Genomic DNA, 24,047 nt, shown 5'->3' on the forward strand with positions numbered 1-24,047 from the left:
TAATGCTAAATCCTAATAGCACCAGAAAATTATGGGTGTTACAAGGTTGTCGTACCCAATTACTTAATCAAATTAACGCTATAATTAATCAATATCCTGGTGATTGGATTACGGTCACTATGCAGACTGATTTATCGGACTCTATTCACCATTATATTAATCCAAATCAAACTAAATCTTTACTTGGGCAAGAGTTCAAGCATGCCATTTTTGATGCTACTGACGGTTTTAATCTGGATGCTTTTGCTATGTTAGCAGGTACCTTAATTAAAAATAGTGTCCTTATTTTACTTCTACCTGAAAGTTATTCTAATTGGGTTGATCGAGATAGTTTACGTTGGAATGAATCAATCACCCCAATTATGGTACCTAATTTTATTCGCCATTTACAGCAAACATTGTTGGAATTTGCAGATGTTGATATGCCAATTATTCAATCCTTGGATAATCAAGATAGTGATGTAACTCAACAGCAAATAGTATTAACACAATTATTGCAAAGTGATAGTTCACTAAATATATTAATAGCTAAACGAGGTCGTGGAAAATCAGCATTAGCAGGGTTGTTTACTCATCATCGGAGATGTTGGGTAACAGCACCCAATAAAAATGCATTAGTTACTTTTTTCCAGTTTGCTGAGGCTGATATATCATTCTATGCACCTGATCAATTAACGGTCATGAATGATCATCAATTTCCTGATTGGATAATTATTGATGAAGCTGCCATGATTCCATTACCAATGCTAGAAAAAATATTGCAATTGGCATTGTCTAAACAAAGCAAAATTTTACTGACAACCACAGTAGAAGGTTATGAAGGTACTGGGCAAGGTTTTTTATTAAAGCTATTGAAAACACAATTCACTAAGAAATTTTATTTAGATAAACCAATCCGTTGGCAAGATAACGATGATTTAGAACGGTTAACTGATAAGTTATTACTCAATGGCGTATCAACTAGCGATATAAAATCGGAAATTGATGAACATACAATTAGCTATTCTATCACTGAAAGGCATGATATTGACGCACTAAAATCAATTTTTTATTTATTGAAAATGGCGCATTATCAAACAACATTAGTTGATTTAAGAAGGTTATTTGATGCAGAAAATTTATCGGCTTGGCAAGTCAACCATAACGAACAACTTATTGCAGCAGCAGTAACGATTAATGAAGGTAATTTGCCAAATAAGTTAATTGATGATGTATGGCGAGGTATTCGCCGACCTAAAGGTAATTTAGTTGCACAATCACTGGTAGCTCATGCAGGTGAAAAACTGGCAGCTAAACTTAAGTCGGTTAGAATTAACCGTATTGCGGTTATTGAACCTTATCGACGTCAAAAGATAGCAAGACATTTAGTACAGCATATTTATCAACATGCAACGATAAATGATAATGATTTTATTTCAGTTAGTTTTGCTTACAGTGAAGCAAATTATCAGTTTTGGCTTGCTTGTGGTTTTGTATTGGTACACATTGCTAGCCATAAACAAGCTAATTCAGGTAGTTATTCTATGATGGCAATAAAGCCAATTACTCAGCAAGGCCATCTGCTTACACAACGTTTAGTACAACGTTTACAACGTAATGCCTATTGGCTTGCGTCGATTATTGATTTGCCGTTTAATCAATTGTTAACAATTGATGATCAGCAAAATTTATCTTTAGATGATTATCAAGTTTTACAGGGATTTTGTGATTATCATCGACCGTTTGAAGCTTGTTATGCTTCATTGTGTCGTTTGGCTAATACAAATGTTAACCATAGTAAAACACCAATGCCATTACTTAAAGCATTAGTGCTGCACAAGATTAGTGAGTCAGAATTAATAAAACAATATCAATTAACTGGCCGTAATCAATTAATTAAGTCAATTAAACATGAAGTCAAATCATGGTTTACGAATAACCAACCTGACTGTATGTAAATCAATTAATTTAATACTAAAAAGCGTAAAGTGTATTGCTGTCGAATTTAATCTACGTTTAAAATGTCGCCAAATTAATGTAAAAGGAATAAATTGTGACAACATCTATGTTAGAACAACAATCGAATCATCAATATTCAAATCCTAACCAAAGTCGAAAACCAAAAAGTGGTATTGAATATTTTTTTGAAGGATGGACATTAGCATTTAGCCCTGGCCTAAAACGGTTTGTCTTCTTACCATTACTTGCTAATATCATTATTATGTCGGCACTTTTTTATTGGTTTTTTGTCTCAATTACTGGCATGGTTGACTGGGGTTTATCATTTTTACCTAGTTGGCTACATTGGTTAGGTTATATTATCAGTTTTATTGTGATTTTGACCTTGGTAATCTTATTTTGTTATTTTTTTAGTACTATCACTAACATTATTGCAGCTCCTTTTAATGGCTTGCTTGCTGAGCAGGTCGAAGCACAATTAACCGGAATTCCGGCACCTGATACTTCATGGATCAGTTTGATTAAAGATCTGCCACGAATTTTAAAACGGGAATTACAAAAGTTAGCTAATTATTTGTTGTGGGCAATTCCAATTTTACTTAGCTACTTTATTCCTGTCATAGGCCAATCAGTTACCCCAATAGTTTGGTTTTTATTTACCGCATGGCAGATCAATATTCAATATGCTGATTATGCATTTGATAATCATAAGGTATCTTTTGTGCGTATGCGCCAATTATTAAAACAACATCGAGGAGATAATTTATTATTTGGCATATTAATTAGCTTTTTTACCATGGTGCCGTTATTTAATTTAATTATTATGCCAATTGCGGTTTGTGGTGCGACAGCAATGTGGGTAGATCGTTATCGTCACCAAGCTGTTTTTGCTAGTCAAAGTAATGATTTTCGACAATAGATAAACTAGTTTTGCTTAGGTTGAGATGGCCAGTCGTCATCTTCATCATCATCACTATATGGGATAGGTTTTATCCCTTTCTTTTTTTCTAAATAATGTTTATAGCTCAGTTTATTTAGTGCTTTAATGGTATTAATAAAAATTCCAATCAACACGATAATAATTAGCCACCAGTAATCTTTAAGCCATTCCATTACTATCTCCTTAGCATTATAAGTTTACTACTAATTAGTTGATATGCGTGTATTGTCATTCAGATTCACGCAACACGCAAATGTCAATTAACTGAGCAAATATTTAAGCAAGTAACAATTTTTCTAAAATATCGATATAAATAGCTTGTAATGTAATGATATCTTGGCAATTAACATTTTCATTTACTTTATGAATGGTTTTGTTGATTACACCAAATTCAATAACTTGACATCCCAATTTAGCAATAAAACGGCCGTCAGAAGTACCGCCACTGGTTGATAGTTTGGTATCAATCTTTGTAAATGCTTTAATGGCACTAGCTGTTGCATTGGTCAGTTCACCTTGGGGGGTTAAAAACGGTTGTCCAGACAATCGCCAGTTCAAGGTATAGTTTAAGTTGTGTCTTTGTAAAATAGCATCGACTTTTGACTTAATCATCTCATCGGTCAACTCACTACTATAACGGAAGTTGAATTGAACAGATAACTCACCAGGTACTACATTTTCAGCACCAGTTCCACCATTAATGTTAGCCACTTGCATCGTGGTTTGAGGGAAATATTGATTACCATTATCCCATACTGTTGCGACTAACTCATTTAGCGCTGGTGCAAATCTATGCACTGGATTATCTGCAAGATGAGGATAAGCAACATGGCCTTGAATACCATGCACGACTAAATTTGCCGTTAAAGAACCTCGTCGACCATTTTTAATTTGATCGCCGAATACACTATCACTTGATGGTTCACCGACAATACAATAGTCAATATGTTCTTGGCGTTTTATCAATAAATCAACTACTTTAACAGTACCATCACAGGCATCAGCTTCTTCGTCTGAAGTAATTAAGAAAGCGACTCGTCCGGCATGATCAGGATATTTTTTGACAAATGATTCAGCAGCACAAACCATAGCAGCTACACCACTTTTCATATCTGCAGCTCCACGACCATAGAGTATGCCATTTTCATCAATAGTAGGTTCAAAAGGAGGGTAGTTCCATTTACTTTCATCACCAGCTGGTACAACATCAGTATGACCAGCAAACATCAGGGTTTTTCCTGCTAAATCACCATGATAGGCCCATAGGTTTTTAGTATTGCCGATATTGACTTCTTCAATAACAAAACCGAGTGGTTTTAAGCGTTCGATAATTATTTGTTGGCAATTTTTGTCATCAGGGCTTATTGATTTTTCAGCAATCAATGCTTTGGTTAGGGCAATAACGGGTTCAGTCATGGTGATCTCGATTTTATTGTTGAAGTTTAACAAATTCTGAATAGCTTTCTTCAGAAAAGCCTAATAATGCTCGTTTACCATCGATAAGCAATGGTCGTTTTAAAATTGATGGGTTGGCTAACATAACTTTAATTGCAGCATCTTGATTATCAATTTGATTGCGTAGTGCTTCATCCAATTTACGCCAAGTTGTACCTCGAGTATTTAGTAAACTTTGCCAATCAACTAATTTTAATAAATCGTTTAATAATTCTGCTGATAAGCCATCAGTTTTATAATTATGAAATTGATAATTAATTTGATGCTCATCAAGCCAAGTAAACGCTTTTTTCATGGTATTACAATTTTTAATGCCATAAATAATATACATAGCTATATACCCAAAAAGAGATAGAAAAAATTGATTATAACAGCTAATCATAAAAGACGGCAAACAAGAGGGCTGTAGAGATTAATTTAATATTCAACTAACCCAACAACAATTGAAATTTTTATACAAATGGCAAAGAGGGAATTGTTTGCCAATTATCATGGAAAATTTTATAGAAAGTATAAAACAACAGTTACCAAAAAATTAGTTTATAACTTTTATCAAAATTTTGTGGAGTAAAAATTTTGGCTGAAAATTATCGTTATTTAACAAAATACTAACTAGCATTATTACTAAATGAGTTTTTTATAATTATTTTATTTATTCAGACAAAATCTTGTAAATTACTGATTTTTTATTTGTGATTATTGGTAACTAATTTTACAATAGAAACTTAATTTATATGTTAGGTTATATAAAATGTCTATTGCTGTTGTAGAAGTGAATTGTAAATCGATTCTACATAATATTGAATTTTTTAGGAAAAAATCTCCAAATAGCACTTTAATGGCTGTGGTCAAAGCAAATGCTTATGGCCACGGTATGGAAGGTGTAGCTAAGTTAGTTGAAGATAGGGTTGACTGTTTTGGCGTTGCGCGTATTTCTGAAGCCATAGCGTTACGACAATCAGGTATTCGAAGTTCTATTGTACTTTTAGAAGGCTTTTTTCCTCACGATGATATCAATGATTTACTGGATTTTAATCTACAACCAGTTATTCATTCTAGTTGGCAAATTGATGCATTAAATACCATTCCCTTTGCAAATGAAATTACAGCTTGGTTCAAAATTGATACAGGCATGCATCGTTTAGGTTTTCATCTTGATGAAGCAGTGACAGAATTTAATCGATTGGCCGACTGCAATGTTATTCGTCATCCAATCAATATTATTAGCCATTTTAGTAGCGCTGATGAATTAAGCTCAACACAAACCAATAAACAAATGGCATTGTTTGATGAGTTTATTCATTTACTTGATGCTAATTTGGTGGGTAGTCAGCAATCAATAGCTGCATCTGGCGGTATACTTGCTTGGCCTAATTCTCATCGTAATATGATTCGACTAGGTATTGCTTTATATGGAGTTTCACCATTTACTGATCAGGTTGCAGATATCGAACCAGTTATGACACTTAAATCAGAGTTAATTACGGTTCGTAAACACCTAAAAGGACAATCGGTCGGTTATGGACAAACTTGGACTAGTGAAAGTGATACCACTTTAGGCGTTGTTGCAATGGGATATGGTGATGGTTATCCACGAGGTATTCCCGCTAATACCCCTGTATGTATTAATGGTCGAATTGTACCTATTGTCGGTCGCGTTTCAATGGATATGATTGTGGTAGACTTAGGACAACATAGCCAAGATAAACCGGGTGATGAAGTTATTTTTTGGGGCAAAGAGTTACCCGTTGAACAAATTGCCGAGCATACAGGGATTAGTGCTTATGAGTTATTAACGCGCTTAACATCACGCGCAAAAATTCGTTATAAAGATTAAGTTATGATTAAAAAATTATTTGTGTACACATTACTGACGTTAGTTTTAATTGTCGGTGGTTCATTAGGTATTGGTTACTATTTTTTACAGAAATTTTCACAACAACATATGAATATCACTACGGATAATCAAATGTTTGTATTAAAAAAAGGAACCTCATTACATCAATTAGTTGAGCAAGTAAAGACTAGTAATTTGATGCAACAAGCTTACTTGCTTCCGTATTTATATAAACTCGATCCATCATTAAGCTCCATAAAAGCAGGTACTTATCAATTACATCCTCATATGACCGTTGAAGAATTTTTAAAGTTACTTGTATCGGGTAAAGAAAGCAGTTTTTATGTACAATTTGTTGAAGGAAAGCGTGCTAAAGATTGGTTAAATGTGCTTAGTAATACGCCTTATATTCAGCAAACATTAACAGGTAAGTCTCATGATGAAATTGCTAAGTTGTTAGGTATTGATGGCCCATTAGAAGGTTGGTTATCACCTGATACTTATCAATATACTGCAGATAGTCTTGATATCAATATTTTGAAACGGGCATATTTAACTATGAAGACTAATCTACAAAAAGTATGGGATAATCGCGATAGTGATCTACCTTATAAATCCCCTTATGAATTGTTGATTATTGCTTCAATTATTGAAAAAGAAACAGGTATCAGTTCTGAACGTGCGAACGTTGCCTCTGTTTTTGTTAACCGTCTAAAAGCAAATATGAAGTTACAAACTGATCCAACCATTATTTACGGTTTGGGTGAGAATTATACTGGCACAATTAGGCGTATTGATTTGACTGATACCAATAATCCTTATAATACCTATGTAATTGAAGGATTGCCACCGACACCGATTGCGATGCCTAGTTTGGCTTCACTTGAGGCAGCGGCTCATCCGGCAAAAACCAAATATCTGTTTTTTGTTGCTAATGGAACCGGTGGGCATACGTTCAGCAGCACTTATAGTAACCATCAACAAGCGGTGAATGAATATCGTCGACTAACGAATAATAATTAATTTATTCAATAATACAGCCACACTTTGTGGCTGTTTTTTTAGCTAAAATACTTTCAATTATCCATTCTTTGGTTAGTTGATAATTCATCAAGTTCCTTTATCAACTTTAATAAGTCATCAACATCCATTTCTTGCTGTTTAAATGCTTCTTCAAAATAAGGATGAAGGGCAAATTTTGGTAATTCAGCATTAGCATCAATCAACGCTTGCATTCGTGGGATAAATATCCACTGTAACCATTCATAGGGTTGCATGGTATCAAGCGCAAATGGCTGTTCACTCAAAAACGCCTCAGCTGCTGGAGGCGAAGGTTGCCAAAGTGTCAATCTTTGTAATTCATCTTTAATCAATCTTAATTGATTAGTCATTAAATCTATTTGTTTATGATAATTAATTAGTGATCGGTAATACTGCCAATTAAAATAAGGTCCTGGATCTGTTTTCCTTGTTGGGGCAATATCACTATGGCCAGTAATATGTTTAATTGGATAGGTTTGTTGTAATAATTTGGTTACTATGGCCAGTTGCTGATATTGTATTTCGGTAAAGTCCTCAGTATCACAACCTTCCATTTCAATACCAATTGAGAAATCATTACAATTTTCCTTGCCTGCAAAGATAGATTTGCCTGCATGCCAAGCCCGTTTATCAAAAGGGACAAATTGAATAATTTCACCATCACGTCTTATGAACAAATGGCTTGATACTTGTAATTGATAAATTTCAGCAAAATAGGGGTGTGCGTTTGGGTCTAGTTTACCTGTAAAGAGTTGTTCGACATAAGGACCACCATATTGCTTAGGTGGTAGGCTAATATTATGAATAACCAGTAATGAGATGGGTTGATCTTCTGGACGGTCATTATAATAAGGCGATTTTATTTGCTTAATATTTTTAATCCAACCATCAACAATTTTTAAAGGCATAATAGCTCCGATACATTTAGATTTGCTATAAATTTCGATCTGTTTCACAATTTTAATTACCACTGTGATGATTGTGGTGATCATTTTGTATTTCAAGTTCTAAAATTTTCTCTATATATTATTTCATTTTTTAAATTAGCTATAAAGTCACACTATCAAACAATTATTTGATTTGTGAGGCTGTTATGCAATACCAATCTGGATTTACTCTATTTGAATTAATGATCGCTATTGTCGTGATAGCAATTTTAACTGCTATCGGTTTACCTGCTTACCAAGGTTATATAAAAAAAGCAGCCTTAACCGATATGTTGCAATCAATGACTGCATATAAAACAGCCATTGAAATTTGTGCTATAGAGCAAGGCGCTTTAAGCAAATGTAGTAGTGGTAATAACGGTGTGCCAACGACTAGAACGACCAATTATGTGACTTCAATTAATGTCACCAATGGGATAATAAATTTAGTCGGTAAAAGCGCTTTATCAAGTCTAACTGTAACCTTAACCCCTACTTTGAATGCTAATTTAGGTAATTTAGATTGGTCACGTACATGTCTAACAAATCCACCAGAGCCAACTTTAGTTACAGCTTGTGAAGATATTTTTAAATTTTAATTGTGATTAATATCGTATAAATAGGATAACCGCTATGCAAGAAGAGAATCTCGTCGAAAGCTTAGACAAATTATTGCTTTCAGCATTGGATAAGCGGGCATCAGATATTCATTTTGAGCCTTATCAAAATCATTATCGAATTCGCATGAGAATTGATGGCGTTTTGCAAAATATGCTAACACCGCCGCTAATGTTAGCTAAACAGATTGCAGCTAGACTAAAGGTTATGGCTAATTTAAATATTGCTCAACAACGGCTACCGCAAGATGGTCAACTGGTGATTAATAATTATGCAATGCGCATAGCTACTTTACCTGTCATTAATGGTGAAAAGATTGTATTACGGGTTATGGATAATCATGACTCAGAATTGAGCATCGATGATTTAGGATTAACAGGGGAAGATCTATTAACCTTTAAACAAATATTAGATTATCCACAAGGCTTGATTTTGGTAACAGGACCGACTGGCAGTGGTAAAACTATGACGTTATATAGTGCTTTAAAGCGATTAAATAAACCCAAATGTAATATTTGTAGTGTTGAAGATCCGATCGAAATTCCATTAGATGGTATTAATCAAACAGCAGTTAATCTTAAGGCAGGTTTAAGTTTTTCTGTGATATTACGAGCCTTTTTGCGTCAAGACCCCGATGTGATGATGATTGGTGAAATTCGTGATCCTGAAACGGCTGAGATTGCCATTCAAGCAGCGCAAACGGGGCATTTAGTGTTATCAACCCTACACACCAATTCTAGTATTGAGGCTATCATTCGTTTAAATCAAATAGGGATTAAAAATTACTTGTTATCATCCAGTTTAAAACTAGTTATTGCGCAGCGATTAGTTCGTAAATTGTGCCAACATTGTAAAATGGTAGCCAGTGAGCTTACGTTGATAAATAACGAACCGTCACCACATTTTATCGCCATGGGTTGTGAAAAATGTGTGGGTGGTTATTTAGGGCGGATAGGCTTATATGAACTGTTAATTATCACACCACAAGTACAACAACAGATTTTAACCAATCAACCGATTACCTCACCAAATATGGTATCGCTTAGGCAAGTAGGCAATAAACTCGTTCAACAAGGCATTACTACGCTAGCGGAATTGAATCGTGTTTTAGGTAATAATTGAGTGATAGTTTGGAGATAATGCATGAAGCGACTCTATTATTGGTATGATATTAACTTTCATCAAAATAAAATTATCGCCATATCTAAGCAAGATGTGCGAAGAAAATTGTTATTAGAAGGCCAACTTGCGATTAAAATTAGTTCCGGTAACTTAATTACCTCACAAAGTTTTAAACTTAGTGAACTGCTTATTATAACTAAACAGTTAGCTACAATGTTAAAAGCCGGATTATCAATTGTAGAGAGTTTACGATTACTGATTGATGATCAACCTAAAGCGCAATGGCAATATCTGTTAACCGATATTAGTCAGAAAATAACCAAAGGTGAATCACTATCGATTGCATTAAAACAGCACCATTCAGTATTTTCAGAACTTTATTGTGAAATTATTGCCATTGGTGAATTGACGGGAAGATTAGAACAGAGTTTTGAACAATTAACCTATCACCTAGAAAGAACATTATCAATACAAAATCAGATTAAAAAGGCGCTGCGTTATCCACTTTTTTTATTATTTGTATCGGTGATAGTGATTATGGTTATGATATTTATTGTCCTGCCAAAATTTGCCGACATTTATCAGAGCTTTGATGCAGAGTTACCCTATTTTACGCAATTAGTGATTGATGTAGCTAATAATGTTAGACAAGATGGGTTATTTATATTATTAGCTATTACGTTATGTTATTTGTTTTTTCATTATGTTGTTAAAGTACGTTATCAATTTATTATGGATAAGCATAAATTACAGCTCCCTTTAATTGGTCAAATAATCCAATCTCAATGTCTAATGCAAATTTTTCATACATTAGCAATAACTCAACAAGCAGGTATCCCACTTTTGACAGGATTAACAGCCTCTTCTAAAACTATAAGTAATTTTTATTACCGTGATATCATCAAGCAAATTATGACGGGGATTGAACAGGGGAATAGCTTTAGTCAAATGTTAGCTAGCTATCCAGCTTTACCGAAGCTTTGTGTGCAACTAGTTCATGCCGGTGAAGAGTCTGGTTCATTAGATATTATGTTGGATAATATTACTCTTTACTATCAACAACAAAACCAAACCTTAACTGATAATCTAGTCAAAGCATTTGAACCTTCATTAATGCTAATTTTAGCTACAATAATCGGCAGTTTAATTATTGCGATATATTTACCTATATTCCAAATGGCTGATGTGATCAGCTAATGGCTATACTCTTTTTTTGCCTCGGACTTGCTATAGGTAGTTTTTTGCGAGTTGCTTATCATCGTTATTCACCTACGCAGTCTTTATATGAATATCTGCTCGCTATTACTATTCCTCGTTCTTCATGCCAAAATTGTCATCATAAACTTAGTGCTTGGCAGTTAATTCCTGTATTGTCATGGTTGATGTTAAAAAGACGTTGTTATTATTGTTACCATAAAATAACCAATAGCTATGCTATTTTTGAGCTAGCTATAGCAATATTATTTTTGCTGATTTATTTGGATAAGGGGCTAAATTTTAGATGTGCTTTACTTATGTTACTTGCAGTTATTTTCTTGTTATTAGCACTAATTGATATTAACTATTTATTATTGCCAGATTTTTTTACTCAACCATTAATGTGGGGTGGGTTGATAATGGCTTACTTTAATTTATCTTCATTTACTATCAATGATGCACTAGTAGGTATTTTGTTCGGCTATTTAATGCTTAAATTACCGGCAATCATCTTTTTTTGTATAACAAGTAAACAGGGATTAGGTGGTGGTGATATAAAGTTAATTGCTGCTTTAGGTGCGTGGTTACCTTACCAGTTATTACCGTTAATGTTAATCATTGCATCGACGTTGGCTATCATCTATTACGTTTTCTCAAAATATCTATTTAAAAAAAGCTATCAATTAATCGCTTTTGGTCCCTTTTTATTAATCTCAGGGTATTTTATTCTCTACTTAAACTGAACAATTTTCTTGTTTCTATCTTAAATGATTTTAATTAGTTATTTTTTGATTCTATTGTCAAATTTTGCTTATAACTAAAAATGATAAGGTTAGTAAAAATCGTTATTTATATTCACTTTCAATAAACGTTATAGTGCAATTAACTCTTTCAGATTTGTAGTTAAGTAATTAAGGAATGATCAATGACGAATATTATTGCCAACAGCATTAACGCATTAAAAGATGAAATGACCGAATGGCGTCATTATATTCATGCTCATCCAGAAACCGCTTTTGAAGAAAAACAAACTACCGAGTTTATTATCGAAAAATTAAAATCGTTTGGTATTACTGAACTATATACAGAATTTGCACCGACAGGGGTGGTAGGCATTATTCATGGTAAAAATAATGGTCGAACTATTGCATTACGAGCGGATATTGATGCATTAGATATTATTGAAGAAAATGATATTGATTACTGTTCAATGATTCATGGCAAAATGCATGCCTGTGGACATGATGGACATACAGCAACTTTATTAGGTGTAGCAAAATATTTAAGCGTTCATCGAGATTTTTCTGGCACAGTTGTGGTTATTTTCCAACCTGCTGAAGAAAACGAAGGTGGCGGTAGAGTCATGGTCGAAAATGGTTTATTTGATAAATTTCCCATCGAAGCTGTTTATGGTATGCATAATCAACCTAATCTAGCATTAAACCATTTTTTAATTAATCATGGTGCAGTGATGGCATCTTATGATGTTTTTGAAATAAAAATAACCGGGGTGGGTGCCCATGCAGCTGCACCACATTTAGGCAAAGAAACGATTTTAACTGCCACCACAATTGTTAATAGTTTACAGACGATTGTTAGTCGTAATCTAAATCCAATTGATTCATTGGTTATTAGTGTGACACAAATTCACAGTGGCGATACTTGGAATGTACTGCCTCAACATGCGGTGATTCGCGGTACTGTTAGAGCATTGAATACTGAAGATCAAAATTTAGCAGAAGAGCGCATTAAACATATTTCGACAGGTATTGCTTTAACCTTCAATACCAGAGCAGAGGTCGATTATCAGCGACGTTATCCAGCAACTATTAATCACGCTAAACAAGCTGATATTGCCATTAAAGCTGCACAAAAAATTGTTGGTGACGATAAGATTATTGTGGATTCACCACCAACGATGGGATCAGAAGATTTTGCCTTTATGTTGCAAAAAATACCTGGCGCTTATATTAAAATTGGTGCAGGTGAAGGCACAAATGTTCACAATCCTTCATATAATTTTAATGATGAAATTCTGACAACTGGTGCGCGCTATTTTATCGAAATTGTATATCAAGAATTAGGACAGTAAATTTTAATCAGCTGGAATAGGTTTATTCCAGCTGAATTAATATTATTGGTTCTAAACCATCTAGAAGTTCAATTTAGAAATTCAACAGACTATCTAATTGGCCTTTAACACGGAAATTTGTTTCAATATCAATGCCATTGGCTAACACTACTTGCACATAGATTTGATTATCTTGTTCAAGTTTTAATGCAGCTAATACTTGACCACCTTCTCGCCAATTTCCATCAAGTTCATATTCAAGCTTGTCACCAATTATTGGCAAAGTCTTGCTTTTTCCAACCAACAGATAAAGTCCACGATTATTTGCGCCGCGAAATTGAGCTCTAGCTACCATCTCTTGTCCACAATAACAGCCTTTATCAAAACTAATGGCATTATAATGTTGTAAGTTACAAGCCTGTGGTAAAAGACTTTCAATATTTGGCTCATCAATAATGGCATAACCTGCTTCTAAATCGAGTTTTAACCAATGATCAGCAGATTGTAAGTCGGTTGGTAATGGTTCATTTGATACTTTTATTACTCGAATTTCAGGTAATGGAATTTTGATATACGTTACATCTCCCCTTGTGAGACAACTATTATCACCTAATTCTGCAATAATCGATTGTTCTATGGCATTATTTTCTAAGCCAATTAGGTTAAGATCAGTAACTGGTTCAACTGTCACTTTTGAAAAAACGGCAAATTTTTTAAGAGCGGCAATTTGTTTTTCGGCAACTGTTTTTCGCACAATATAAAAAATATCTGCACCTCGTTGAAATAATATTAAATTACTCCACATCCTGCCTTTTGCATCACAGTGGGCTGCAAATAGTGCTGTATATTCATTAAGATGATTAATATCAGCAGTCACTTGTCCTTGTAAAAATGTACGATTGTCAGTACCTGATACTTTGACTAATTGCCAATCAGATAGGGAAGTTGGTTTACAATAAGAATTGTTCATTAAAAACACCTTTTTAATATAAAGGACTCGAGTACAAAATAACTAGTATAAGTTATGCATAAAAAAAACAAACAAAAAATAATAAATAATTCTTAATAAATCATAAGGATATTATTTATCAATCAATTAAAAATTGACATTAATCCAATTAAAATCGATTAATTGAATATTTACAAGTTATTTCTTTCAAAAATGAGGCCTAGTATCCAAAAAAGATAAGTATATCGCACATATTATTGACTTTATTGATTTTCTGTATTAGTTCATGCAAAATAAATCAAAAATGACAAATAAGTTATAAATGGAGGCAACAACCATGGCAAAACTGTCAGGCGCAGAAATGGTCATTCAATCGTTGATTGATCAGGGAGTTAAGCAGATATTTGGTTATCCAGGTGGTAGTGTTCTGGATATCTATGATGCAATTCATACCTTAGGTGGTATTGAGCATATTTTAGTTCGTCATGAGCAAGCTGCAGTACATATGGCTGATGGTTATGCCAGAGCAACAGGTGATGTTGGTGTGGTACTTGTTACTTCAGGTCCTGGGGCAACTAATACTATTACTGGTATTGCAACAGCCTATATGGATTCAGTGCCATTAGTAATTTTATCTGGCCAAGTTGCGAGTAATTTAATTGGTAATGATGCCTTCCAAGAGTGTGATATGGTTGGGATTTCACGTCCAATTGTTAAACATAGTTTTTTAATCAAAGATAGTAAAGATATTCCAGAAACGATTAAAAAAGCGTTTTATATTGCCTCTACTGGTCGCCCCGGTCCAGTTGTTATTGATTTGCCGAAAGATATAGTTAATCCAGCTAACAAATATAATTATAATTATCCAAAGTCAGTGACAATGCGATCTTATAATCCAACGACTCAAGGACATAAAGGGCAAATTAAAAAAGCATTAACTACCTTATTAGCAGCTAAAAAACCTGTGTTATACATTGGTGGTGGGGTAATTAGTGCTGACGCTAGCAATGTGGTTAAATCACTAGCAGATAAACTCAATCTGCCTGTGACCTCAACGTTAATGGGAATTAGTGCTTTTCCCGGAACAGATAAAAAATATTTAGGCATGATTGGTATGCATGGTGTCTATGAAGCTAATATGGCAATGCATAATGCAGATGTTATTTTTGCAATAGGTGCTCGTTTTGATGATAGAACTACTAACAATGTTGAAAAATATTGTCCAAAAGCCAAAATTATTCATATTGATATTGATCCAACGTCTATATCCAAAACTGTTTCTGCAACTATACCTGTAGTAGGTGATGCAAAACAAGTTGTTGAAACCATGTTAACACAACTTGAAGATCTTAGTACTGAACGTGACCTAGATGCTTTAGTTGATTGGTGGAAGCAGATTGAGCATTGGCGAGCTCGCAAATGTCTTGCTTATAGCCATGAAGGTGAAAGTATCAAGCCACAAGAAGCGATTGAAGTTTTATATAAGCTGACCAAAGGTGATGCTTATATTGCAACCGATGTTGGTCAACATCAAATGTTTACTGCGCTCTATTATCCCTTTGACAAACCTCGTCATTTTATTACTTCTGGCGGTCTGGGTACCATGGGCTTTGGTTTACCTGCTGCATTGGGTGTTAAACTTGCATTCCCTAAGAAGCATGTAGTTTGTGTAACAGGTGATGGTAGTATTCAAATGAATATTCAAGAGCTTTCAACAGCCTTGCAATATGGTTTACCTGTAATTGTATTAAACCTTAACAACCGTTTTTTAGGCATGGTTAAGCAATGGCAAGATATGATTTATGCTGGTCGTCATTCATCATCTTATATGGAGTCACTACCTGATTTTGCCAAGATTGCCGAAGCTTATGGTCATGTTGGGATGGTAATTAATAAACGAGAAGATCTGGAACCTAAGCTTAAAAAAGCGCTTGCTATAAAAGATAGTTTAGTTTTTATTGATGTCATGACTGATGCCACAGAACATGTTTATCCAATGCAAATTCGCGGTGGGGCAATGAATGAGATGTGGCTTAGTAAAACGGAGAGAACCTAATGCGTTATATATTATCAATTTTAACTGAAAATGAACCTGGTGCATTATCAAGAATTATCGGTTTATTTTCACAGCGTGGGTTTAATATTGAATCCATTACTACCGCACAAACTGAAGATCCAACAATGAGTCGTATGACGATTCAAACTTCAGGTGATGAACATGTTTTGGAGCAGATCCAAAAACAGTTACATAAATTAGTCAATGTTTATCGCGTTAATGACCTCACTGAAGGCCCACATGTTGAACGTGAAATAATGTTAGTTAAAGTTGCCGCTAAAAGCTCTGATGCACGTGATGAAGTTAAACGTTGTGCTGATATTTTTAGAGGTTCGATTGTTGATGTGACAGCAACACATTATATTGTCCAATTATCAGGTACTAGTGAAAAATTAGAATCATTTCTATCCTCTATTCGTGAGACTTGTAATATAGTAGAAATTGTTCGCTCTGGTATTATTGGTTTATCACGCAGTGAAAAAACGGTCAAATAAGTTATCATCTAAATAAAATGAAAAGCGCGCTAGGCGCTTTTTTTATAAATGAAAAAGTAATCGTCAAATAATTTCCTAAAAATGTGGTATAACGCATCAGGTTCGGACTTATGTCCTAGTTGAAACAAAAATATCTTTATTATAATTGGAGCAATTTATTTATTATTTAGGAAATATTATGACTGCACATATTAATGCTAATCCCAATGACTTTGCTCAAACTGTTATCATGCCCGGCGATCCTTTACGCGCAAAATTTATTGCAGAAAATTACTTAACCGATGTTAAAGAGGTTTGTAATGTACGTAATATGCTAGGATATACTGGATTGTATGAGGGCGTTGCGGTGTCAGTAATGGGGCATGGCATGGGGATTCCATCAATAACCCTTTATGCGCATGAATTAATTAATGACTTTAATGTTAAACGTATTATCCGAGTGGGTTCTTTAGGTGCCACACAGCAAAGCGTTAAAATGCGTGATGTCATATTAGCCGTGGCTGCAGGGACGGATTCAATGACTAATCAAAAAAGAGCTAATGGTTATAATATTGCCACATCGGCGACGTTCTCGTTATTACATCGTGCCTATGAAATGGCTAATACTATGGATTTACCAGTTAAAGTAGGTAATGTGTTTAGTGGCGATCTTTATTATGACCCTGATGAAACGTTGATTAACACATTAGAAAAATCAGGAGTACTAGGAATTGATATGGAAGTTGCTGGTTTATATGGAATTGCGCAACAGTTTAATGTCGAATCGTTAGCCATTTTAACGGTTTCAGACCATTGTTTAACTGGTGAAGAGACAACGGCGGAAGAAAGGCAAATGACATTTAATAATATGATCAAACTTGCTTTAAACGTGGCTATTAAATCTTAATTGGTTATTTATTGCCTTTTTCGGATGGAAATATGAAAAATAAATTATCGCTCACACTTATTAGTTTTTTAGCTAACTTTATTATGGCTGGTTTTGCCTCTCAGTTTGGTATGCTAATAGAACCAATAGCGCAAAATTTTAATGCAGATGTAAACAGTGTTGCATTCATTTTTTCTTTATTAAATGGTGGGGCTTTAATAGGAACTATTTTGGCTTTCTTTTTAATCGATATTATTGGGATTAAACGAATTACCTTACTTAGTTATACAATTATTGTTATTAGTTCCTTTATTTTATATATCACCAACTCGCTAATAATACTTGAAGTTTGTATGACTTTGATAGGCTTGTGTGGTGGAATAGGGTTGTGTATCGCGGGTACTATTGTGGTATCGACTTGGCAAGATAAGATACAAAGTACAATGTTAGTGGTACAAGATGCTACATTTAATATTGCTGGCATCATTTTCCCGCTAATCACTACCTATGCTTTAACTCATAATCTATCTTGGGCTAGTAGCTATTTAACGGTTGGAATAGTTGCAGTATTGATGTTAATCATTATTTTATTTACTAATTTTGATTTAATTAATCAGCCTAAAGCAAAACAAGAGAAGCATCAGCGATCTGAATGGAACTTTGGTATTTTATCTTCTGGTTTCGGTTTATTTTTGGCGATGTTAGCGTTATATACGTTTTTAACTTGGGCTCCTCTATTTGTTAGCCAAAAATTTTTAATTTCGTTTGAAGATGCAGGCAACATTATTACTCAATACTGGACAGCAGCCTTAATCGGAGCATTAGTTTCGACGGCGATTGTAACGCGAGTTAAAATTGAGCACTTTTTTATTTCTATCATTTTATTAGCCTTCATAATGACACTGATGATCGTCAATACTGAACATATTGATTATATTGGTTACTATACTTATGGATATGGATTTGTATGCTCTGCTTTATATAACGCTTTTGTGGCTTATGGCGTGACCTTTGTAAAAAAAGCATCAAGTAAAAATGTTTCATTCATTTTAATTAGTGGTAGTGCTGGGGCTATGTTTAGTCCAGCTATAAGCTCGAAATTATATAACTATTTGGGTATTCAAATTATCATGAATGCGATACCTATACTTTATGCTGTTATTATTGTTATGTTGGTGATTTCAATTCTTTTAAAGAAAAGGGTCAATAATTAAAAATAATAGATTAGATTGAAATGGCATATCTTTTATTATTATTGAAAATAATTGTACCAAATTAGAAAAAGATAACGCTGTAGATCATTAAGTATCTATACGTTATCGAATATTAATGTGTGAGTGATATGCAATTAAAATCATTAAATAAAGGTCGTTTTAGTCATTATTGGCAAGATAATAATAAGTTGTTTGCTTCAATTATTGAGCAATGTATTGTTGAAAAAAAAATCGTAGATGAAAAAACTACGCTTTTTCGTCAAGGATGTAAAGTCGATAATTTAATTGTTGTTTATAATGGTACGATTTCAATACGTTATCAGGCCAATAATGGACGTCGATTTCATATAGGTACGGTAGATTGCGATGAGCATATATTTGGCGAAATGGAGTTCTTCACCAACTATTTATGTCAATTTGATATTATCGCCGAAGAAGCATTAACTATCGCTGTCGTTAGTATTGATAAATTATATCAATCATTACTTGAACATCCTAAATTAGCACTGTTTTTCGCTAGTGCTATCGCCTTTGATTATCAAGAAACCTTAGATATCTTCTTAAAAAGAACATTATATTCAATTTGTTACAACATTGCTTTTGATATGTATCAACATCACCTTAATATTCACCCGGTTAATAATTTTCAAAAAAACTATTTAGAAGCAGAACGTTTTGGTACTACTGACCGTGTTTATCGTCGTGCTGTTAATGAGTTAATTAACTTAGATATCGTACATAAAGTTGCAGGTAAATTAGAAATTAAAAATATCGATAACCTTAAAGAGTTTATCGAATTTAAGGGGAAATTCGCTAAGTAATTTAAATTATATCGTTAATCGCCAATAAAACGTTCTACTGAAAAAGATATCAAAAAAATATTAACTATATTGGAATTAATATTAGACGGATTATCTAAATAATAGATCTTATTTCATTAAGCAAAGTGAGTAACTTATCGATTAAACATAATTATTCAATTGTGAGCTAAGCCATATTCTGTTATACTATTTTCCCGTCTGATTCATCATATATTGCATTAGTTTTTATGGTTTAAACTTATGTGATATTGTTCAATTAAATTAATAATGGTCTGGTATTAATGGTCACGAATTATATTTTTGTAACAGGCGGTGTCGTTTCTTCTTTAGGTAAAGGCATTGCCGCAGCATCTCTAGCTGCAATTTTAGAAGCCCGCAATTTAAAAGTCACCATGCTAAAACTTGATCCCTATATCAACGTCGATCCGGGAACAATGAGCCCAATTCAACATGGTGAAGTTTTTGTGACTGAAGACGGTGCCGAAACCGATCTTGATTTGGGGCATTATGAGCGTTTTATCCGCACTAAAATGAGCCGAAAAAACAACTTTACAACTGGACGTATTTATTCTGACGTTTTACGCAAAGAACGTCGTGGAGATTATTTAGGCGCGACAGTCCAAGTTATTCCTCATATCACTAATGCCATCAAAGATCGAGTTATTGATGGTGCAAAAGGTTATGATGTTGCTATCGTTGAAGTAGGTGGCACAGTTGGTGATATCGAATCACTACCATTTTTAGAGGCAATTCGTCAACTAGCGGTAGATGTTGGTCGTGAACACACATTATTTATGCACTTAACATTAGTGCCTTACCTTGCCTCATCTGGTGAAGTAAAAACTAAACCAACACAGCACTCAGTGAAAGAGTTATTATCAATTGGTATTCAACCTGACGTATTAATTTGTCGTTCAGATCGGGCTATTCCAGCTAACGAAAGAGCTAAAATTGCGCTATTTTGTAATGTGCCTGAACGTGCGGTAATTTCACTTAAAGATGTTGATTCGATTTACAAAATCCCTGCATTATTAAAATCACAAAATTTAGATACTTTTGTGTGCAATCGCTTCCATCTTGAATGCAAAGAAGCGGATCTATCTGAATGGGAACAAGTGATTTACGAAGAAGCTAATCCAGTTGGTGAAGTAACTATCGGTATGGTTGGTAAATATATTGCTTTACCAGATGCTTATAAATCAGTGAATGAAGCACTAAAACACGGTGGTTTAAAAAATCGTTTAACCGTTCACATCCGTTACATTGATTCAGAAGATCTTGAATCTCGCGGCAGCGAAATATTACAAGGTTTAGACGCAATATTAATCCCAGGTGGCTTTGGCTATCGTGGCGTTGAAGGCAAAATTATGGCGGCACGTTATGCTCGTGAAAACAAGATCCCTTACCTAGGTATTTGTCTTGGTCTACAGGTGGCATTAATTGAATATGCTCGTAATGTTGCTGGCATAAAAGATGCTAATTCAACAGAGTTTGTTAAAGATTGCGCAAATCCAGTAATTGCATTAATTACTGAATGGAGCGATGAATCAGGAAAAGTGGTTCAACGCAGTGAAGATAGTGATCTTGGTGGTACTATGCGTTTAGGTTCTCAAATTTGTCATTTAGAGCCTGATTCATTAGTTGCAGGTATGTACAAAAAAGAATCGATTACCGAACGTCATCGCCATCGTTATGAAGTAAACAACAATTTATTACCAGAAGTGGTTAAAGCTGGATTAAAAGTAACAGGATTATCAACTGATAAAAAACTAGTAGAAATTATTGAAATTCCTGATCATCCATGGTTTGTTGCGTGTCAATTCCATCCGGAATTCACTTCAACACCACGTGATGGACATCCATTATTTAGTAGTTTTATTAAAGCTGCCAAAGATCATCAAGATCAGCAGTAAAAATAGTTTATATTTACATTATAGTTACATATCTGTCATATAGAGGAAAATAACATGGCAAAAATCGTTAAAGTACATGGTCGTGAAGTCATCGACTCTCGTGGTAACCCAACTGTTGAAGCTGAAGTTCATTTAGAAGGTGGTTTCGTTGGTCTTGCTATCGTTCCATCAGGAGCATCAACAGGTTCACGTGAAGCATTAGAACTTCGTGATGGTGACAAATCTCGCTTTTTAGGTAAGGGCGTACTTAAAGCTGTTGAAAACGTAAATGGCCCAATTGCTAAAGCAGTTGTTGGTAAAGATGCGTTAGATCAAGCAGCTATCGACCAAGTAATGCTTGACTTAGACGGTACTGATTTCAAATCAAACTTAGGTGCTAACTCAATTCTTGCTGTATCTTTAGCGACAGCTAAAGCAGCAGCAGCAGCTAAAGGTGTACCACTTTATCAACATATCGCTGATCTTAATGGTACTCCAGGTCAATACTCTATGCCATTACCAATGATGAACATCATCAATGGTGGTGAACATGCTGATAATAACATCGACTTACAAGAATTTATGATTCAACCAGTTGGTGCTAAAACAGTACGTGAAGCAATCCGTATGGGTTCTGAAGTATTCCACAATTTAGCAAAAGTACTTCACGCTAAAGGCATGAACACAGCTGTTGGTGATGAAGGTGGTTTTGCTCCTAACTTAGGTTCAAATGCTGAAGCATTAGCTTGCATCAAAGAAGCAGTTGAAAAAGCTGGTTATGTATTAGGTAAAGACATTACTTTAGCGATGGACTGTGCAGCTTCTGAATTCTATAACAAAGAAACTGGTAAATACGTATTAAAAGGTGAAGGTAATAAAGAGTTCACAGCTCAAGAATTTACTCACTATCTAGAAGGTTTAACTGAACAATATCCAATCGTATCTATCGAAGATGGTTTAGACGAAAGCGATTGGGAAGGTTGGGCATACCAAACTAAAGCATTAGGTAACAAAATCCAATTAGTTGGTGACGATCTATTTGTAACTAACACTAAAATCTTCAAACAAGGTATTGAGAAAGGTATCGCTAACTCAATCCTAGTTAAAGTTAACCAAATCGGTACTTTAACTGAATCTATCGCAGCTGTTAAAATGGCGAAAGATGCGGGTTATACTGCGGTTATCTCTCACCGTTCAGGTGAAACTGAAGATTCAACTATCGCTGATTTAGCTGTTGGTTTAGCTGCTGGTCAAATCAAAACTGGTTCAATGAGCCGTTCTGATCGTGTTGCTAAATACAACCAATTAATCCGTATTGAAGAAGCTTTAGGTTCAAAAGCACCATTTAACGGTTTAAAAGAAGTTAAAGGTCAATAATTCGTTTTTATAAACGATGCCTTTTAATAAAACGGTGACTCAGTTCACCGTTTTTTATTGCTTATTTTTATTACTCAAGCGGTGACATAACACCATAAGGGTTGCGTTGCTTTGGGTTGTGTTGTACTCTTAGGCTCTTACGTTAAATGGTGCCTTAAATTTGAAAATAATCATAAATATCTAATTGATAATTTATAATTTAACCACATATAACTCTTTTATATATTAACTAATACGAATACTTTTTTCTGCTTATGAATAATATTACGAATATGTCCCAGCCTAAAAGTAAATGGCAACTTTTTAACTGGCTTTGTTCAGGTAAATTACCACTTAACGAATTATGGCTTAAACCGACTTATCGTTATAAATTTTTTCTTCGAACTCTATTTTTAAGTCCTATTACGTTTAAATTATTAGACAAATTAAGACAATACAAATTACTTGGTTACTATTTATCATGCCAAACTAATTTACCATGTAAACTACAACGACCTTATTTAGCTTCTTGTTTGAGTCAACAAGAGCGGTACGAGGCATTAGCTTATCATTATGATTTTTTAGCTAATCGTCCTGATAGCATGACAAAAGCCTTCTATAACTTAGATACTCCCTTTGAATTGGCTAGTATTAGGGCAAAAAATGACGCCAATATAAAAATTGCGATTCAAGCACGTAATAAATATGCTCGGGAAGGGGAACTCAGCCTCTATTTTTATGATAATGATGGCATTGATTTAGCGACGTTAACTTTTACTATCGCGCAATATCAACAAAAGTCGACACTTTTTATTTCCGGCTTACAAGGAACAGGGCATCATGAAGCTCGAACCCGAGTACAACAGGCAACAAAACAGTGCTATGGGCTTTTTCCTAAACGTGTGGCAGTTGAGGCTGCGTTAATTATTGCTGGTTATTTTCAACTTGAACAGATTATAGCGGTGGGTAATAAAACTCATGTCTACAACAACTGGCGTTATAATAGCCGACAAGAGAGAATCTTATCTGACTATGATGATTTTTGGTTAACTATTGATGGTAAGCAAGATTCAAGATCGTTATTTATATTGCCAAACCAGATTAACCGCAAATCACTTGAAGAGGTTGCCAGTAAAAAGCGTTCTGAGTATCGCAATCGTTATGCATTACTAGATGAGCTCAAGAACAATATTGAAACACAATTAGCATTATTAAAATAATCTTTTAATCTATCGCTTGCATTATATTGCAAGCG

At 34.3% G+C, this 24,047-nt stretch carries 22 protein-coding genes and 1 pseudogene; 17 read left to right on the forward strand and 6 right to left on the reverse strand.

All coding sequences use genetic code 11. The features are described from left to right. Positions 1-2 precede the first annotated feature (2 nt). Complete coding sequence (locus tag H3T56_RS10800; RefSeq protein WP_198192971.1) at positions 3-1,937, forward strand: tRNA(Met) cytidine acetyltransferase TmcA domain-containing protein; 1,935 nt, start codon at positions 3-5, stop codon at positions 1,935-1,937. Positions 1,938-2,044: 107 nt separating this feature from the next. Then, on the forward strand, positions 2,045-2,857 hold the full coding sequence (cysZ, locus tag H3T56_RS10805; protein ID WP_198192999.1) for a sulfate transporter CysZ: 813 nt from the start codon (positions 2,045-2,047) through the stop codon (positions 2,855-2,857). A 5-nt stretch (positions 2,858-2,862) separates the two neighbouring features. On the opposite strand, the gene H3T56_RS10810 is transcribed toward cysZ, so the two are convergent. From H3T56_RS10810 to H3T56_RS10820, 3 genes are all read right to left on the reverse strand, one after another. Further along, positions 2,863-3,051, reverse strand: coding sequence for a YpfN family protein (locus tag H3T56_RS10810; RefSeq protein ID WP_065578211.1), 189 nt, complete (start codon positions 3,049-3,051; stop codon positions 2,863-2,865). 103 nt (positions 3,052-3,154) lie between these two features. Continuing rightward, positions 3,155-4,294, reverse strand: a complete 1,140-nt coding sequence (dapE, locus tag H3T56_RS10815; RefSeq protein WP_086357544.1) for a succinyl-diaminopimelate desuccinylase — start codon at positions 4,292-4,294, stop codon at positions 3,155-3,157. Positions 4,295-4,307: 13 nt separating this feature from the next. After that, on the reverse strand, positions 4,308-4,664 hold the full coding sequence (locus H3T56_RS10820; protein WP_086365710.1) for an ArsC family reductase: 357 nt from the start codon (positions 4,662-4,664) through the stop codon (positions 4,308-4,310). 420 nt (positions 4,665-5,084) lie between these two features. Here H3T56_RS10820 and alr point away from each other — a divergent pair, with 420 nt between their 5' ends. Continuing rightward, positions 5,085-6,170 carry an alanine racemase gene (alr, locus tag H3T56_RS10825; RefSeq protein WP_198192973.1) on the forward strand — a complete coding sequence of 362 codons (1,086 nt, stop codon included), beginning with the start codon at positions 5,085-5,087 and terminating at the stop codon, positions 6,168-6,170. A 3-nt stretch (positions 6,171-6,173) separates the two neighbouring features. After that, the gene (gene mltG, locus H3T56_RS10830) at positions 6,174-7,193 is read left to right on the forward strand and encodes an endolytic transglycosylase MltG (protein ID WP_065614253.1); all 1,020 of its coding nucleotides are present in this window, start codon (positions 6,174-6,176) and stop codon (positions 7,191-7,193) included. Positions 7,194-7,246: 53 nt separating this feature from the next. Here the strand turns inward: mltG and H3T56_RS11810 are convergent, their stop codons facing one another. Both H3T56_RS11810 and ampD read right to left on the reverse strand, forming a co-directional pair. Continuing rightward, positions 7,247-7,561, reverse strand: a complete 315-nt coding sequence (locus tag H3T56_RS11810) for a YqcC family protein (protein ID WP_370545551.1) — start codon at positions 7,559-7,561, stop codon at positions 7,247-7,249. A 21-nt stretch (positions 7,562-7,582) separates the two neighbouring features. Then, positions 7,583-8,119, reverse strand: a pseudogene (ampD, locus tag H3T56_RS11815) (1,6-anhydro-N-acetylmuramyl-L-alanine amidase AmpD); the annotation flags it as partial. 185 nt (positions 8,120-8,304) lie between these two features. Here ampD and ppdD point away from each other — a divergent pair. From ppdD to H3T56_RS10860, 5 genes are all read left to right on the forward strand, one after another. After that, positions 8,305-8,736 (forward strand): prepilin peptidase-dependent pilin, encoded by a 432-nt coding sequence (gene ppdD / locus H3T56_RS10840; protein ID WP_065578216.1) that lies wholly within the window; start codon positions 8,305-8,307, stop codon positions 8,734-8,736. 34 nt (positions 8,737-8,770) lie between these two features. Next, positions 8,771-9,877, forward strand: coding sequence for an ATPase, T2SS/T4P/T4SS family (locus H3T56_RS10845; protein ID WP_198192976.1), 1,107 nt, complete (start codon positions 8,771-8,773; stop codon positions 9,875-9,877). A gap of 21 nt (positions 9,878-9,898) precedes the next feature. Beyond that, a complete protein-coding gene (hofC, locus tag H3T56_RS10850) occupies positions 9,899-11,074 on the forward strand; it encodes a protein transport protein HofC (protein ID WP_198192978.1) in 1,176 nt (391 codons plus the stop codon). Beyond that, positions 11,074-11,817, forward strand: coding sequence for an A24 family peptidase (locus tag H3T56_RS10855; protein ID WP_198192980.1), 744 nt, complete (start codon positions 11,074-11,076; stop codon positions 11,815-11,817). Before hofC ends, H3T56_RS10855 begins: the two co-directional genes overlap by 1 nt. Before the next feature lie 182 nt (positions 11,818-11,999). Beyond that, positions 12,000-13,166, forward strand: coding sequence for a M20 aminoacylase family protein (locus H3T56_RS10860; protein ID WP_198192982.1), 1,167 nt, complete (start codon positions 12,000-12,002; stop codon positions 13,164-13,166). A gap of 73 nt (positions 13,167-13,239) precedes the next feature. On the opposite strand, the gene ygfZ is transcribed toward H3T56_RS10860, so the two are convergent. Beyond that, positions 13,240-14,115 (reverse strand): tRNA-modifying protein YgfZ, encoded by an 876-nt coding sequence (gene ygfZ, locus H3T56_RS10865; RefSeq protein WP_198192984.1) that lies wholly within the window; start codon positions 14,113-14,115, stop codon positions 13,240-13,242. Positions 14,116-14,431: 316 nt separating this feature from the next. Here ygfZ and ilvI point away from each other — a divergent pair, with 316 nt between their 5' ends. The 8 genes from ilvI (at position 14,432) to H3T56_RS10905 (ending at position 24,012) form a co-directional block, all read left to right on the forward strand. Beyond that, positions 14,432-16,150 carry an acetolactate synthase 3 large subunit gene (gene ilvI, locus H3T56_RS10870; protein WP_198192987.1) on the forward strand — a complete coding sequence of 573 codons (1,719 nt, stop codon included), beginning with the start codon at positions 14,432-14,434 and terminating at the stop codon, positions 16,148-16,150. Further along, the gene (gene ilvN, locus H3T56_RS10875) at positions 16,150-16,644 is read left to right on the forward strand and encodes an acetolactate synthase small subunit (protein WP_065578222.1); all 495 of its coding nucleotides are present in this window, start codon (positions 16,150-16,152) and stop codon (positions 16,642-16,644) included. Before ilvI ends, ilvN begins: the two co-directional genes overlap by 1 nt. Positions 16,645-16,822: 178 nt before the next feature. Then, complete coding sequence (gene deoD / locus H3T56_RS10880) at positions 16,823-17,530, forward strand: purine-nucleoside phosphorylase (RefSeq protein ID WP_198192988.1); 708 nt, start codon at positions 16,823-16,825, stop codon at positions 17,528-17,530. Positions 17,531-17,562: 32 nt separating this feature from the next. Beyond that, positions 17,563-18,723: an MFS transporter TsgA gene (gene tsgA, locus H3T56_RS10885; protein WP_198192989.1), complete on the forward strand. Its 1,161-nt coding sequence runs from the start codon at positions 17,563-17,565 to the stop codon at positions 18,721-18,723. A gap of 128 nt (positions 18,724-18,851) precedes the next feature. Next, positions 18,852-19,544: a Crp/Fnr family transcriptional regulator gene (locus tag H3T56_RS10890; RefSeq protein ID WP_065578225.1), complete on the forward strand. Its 693-nt coding sequence runs from the start codon at positions 18,852-18,854 to the stop codon at positions 19,542-19,544. A gap of 281 nt (positions 19,545-19,825) precedes the next feature. Next, positions 19,826-21,457, forward strand: a complete 1,632-nt coding sequence (gene pyrG, locus H3T56_RS10895) for a glutamine hydrolyzing CTP synthase (RefSeq protein ID WP_065651651.1) — start codon at positions 19,826-19,828, stop codon at positions 21,455-21,457. 54 nt (positions 21,458-21,511) lie between these two features. Next, positions 21,512-22,813 carry a phosphopyruvate hydratase gene (gene eno, locus H3T56_RS10900; protein WP_065578227.1) on the forward strand — a complete coding sequence of 434 codons (1,302 nt, stop codon included), beginning with the start codon at positions 21,512-21,514 and terminating at the stop codon, positions 22,811-22,813. Between the two features lie 272 nt (positions 22,814-23,085). Beyond that, positions 23,086-24,012 carry a VirK/YbjX family protein gene (locus tag H3T56_RS10905; RefSeq protein WP_165755217.1) on the forward strand — a complete coding sequence of 309 codons (927 nt, stop codon included), beginning with the start codon at positions 23,086-23,088 and terminating at the stop codon, positions 24,010-24,012. The last annotated feature ends 35 nt before the right edge of the window (positions 24,013-24,047 follow it).

Source organism: Gilliamella sp. W8123 (genome assembly GCF_016101085.1).
Lineage (GTDB): Bacteria > Pseudomonadota > Gammaproteobacteria > Enterobacterales > Orbaceae > Gilliamella > Gilliamella apis.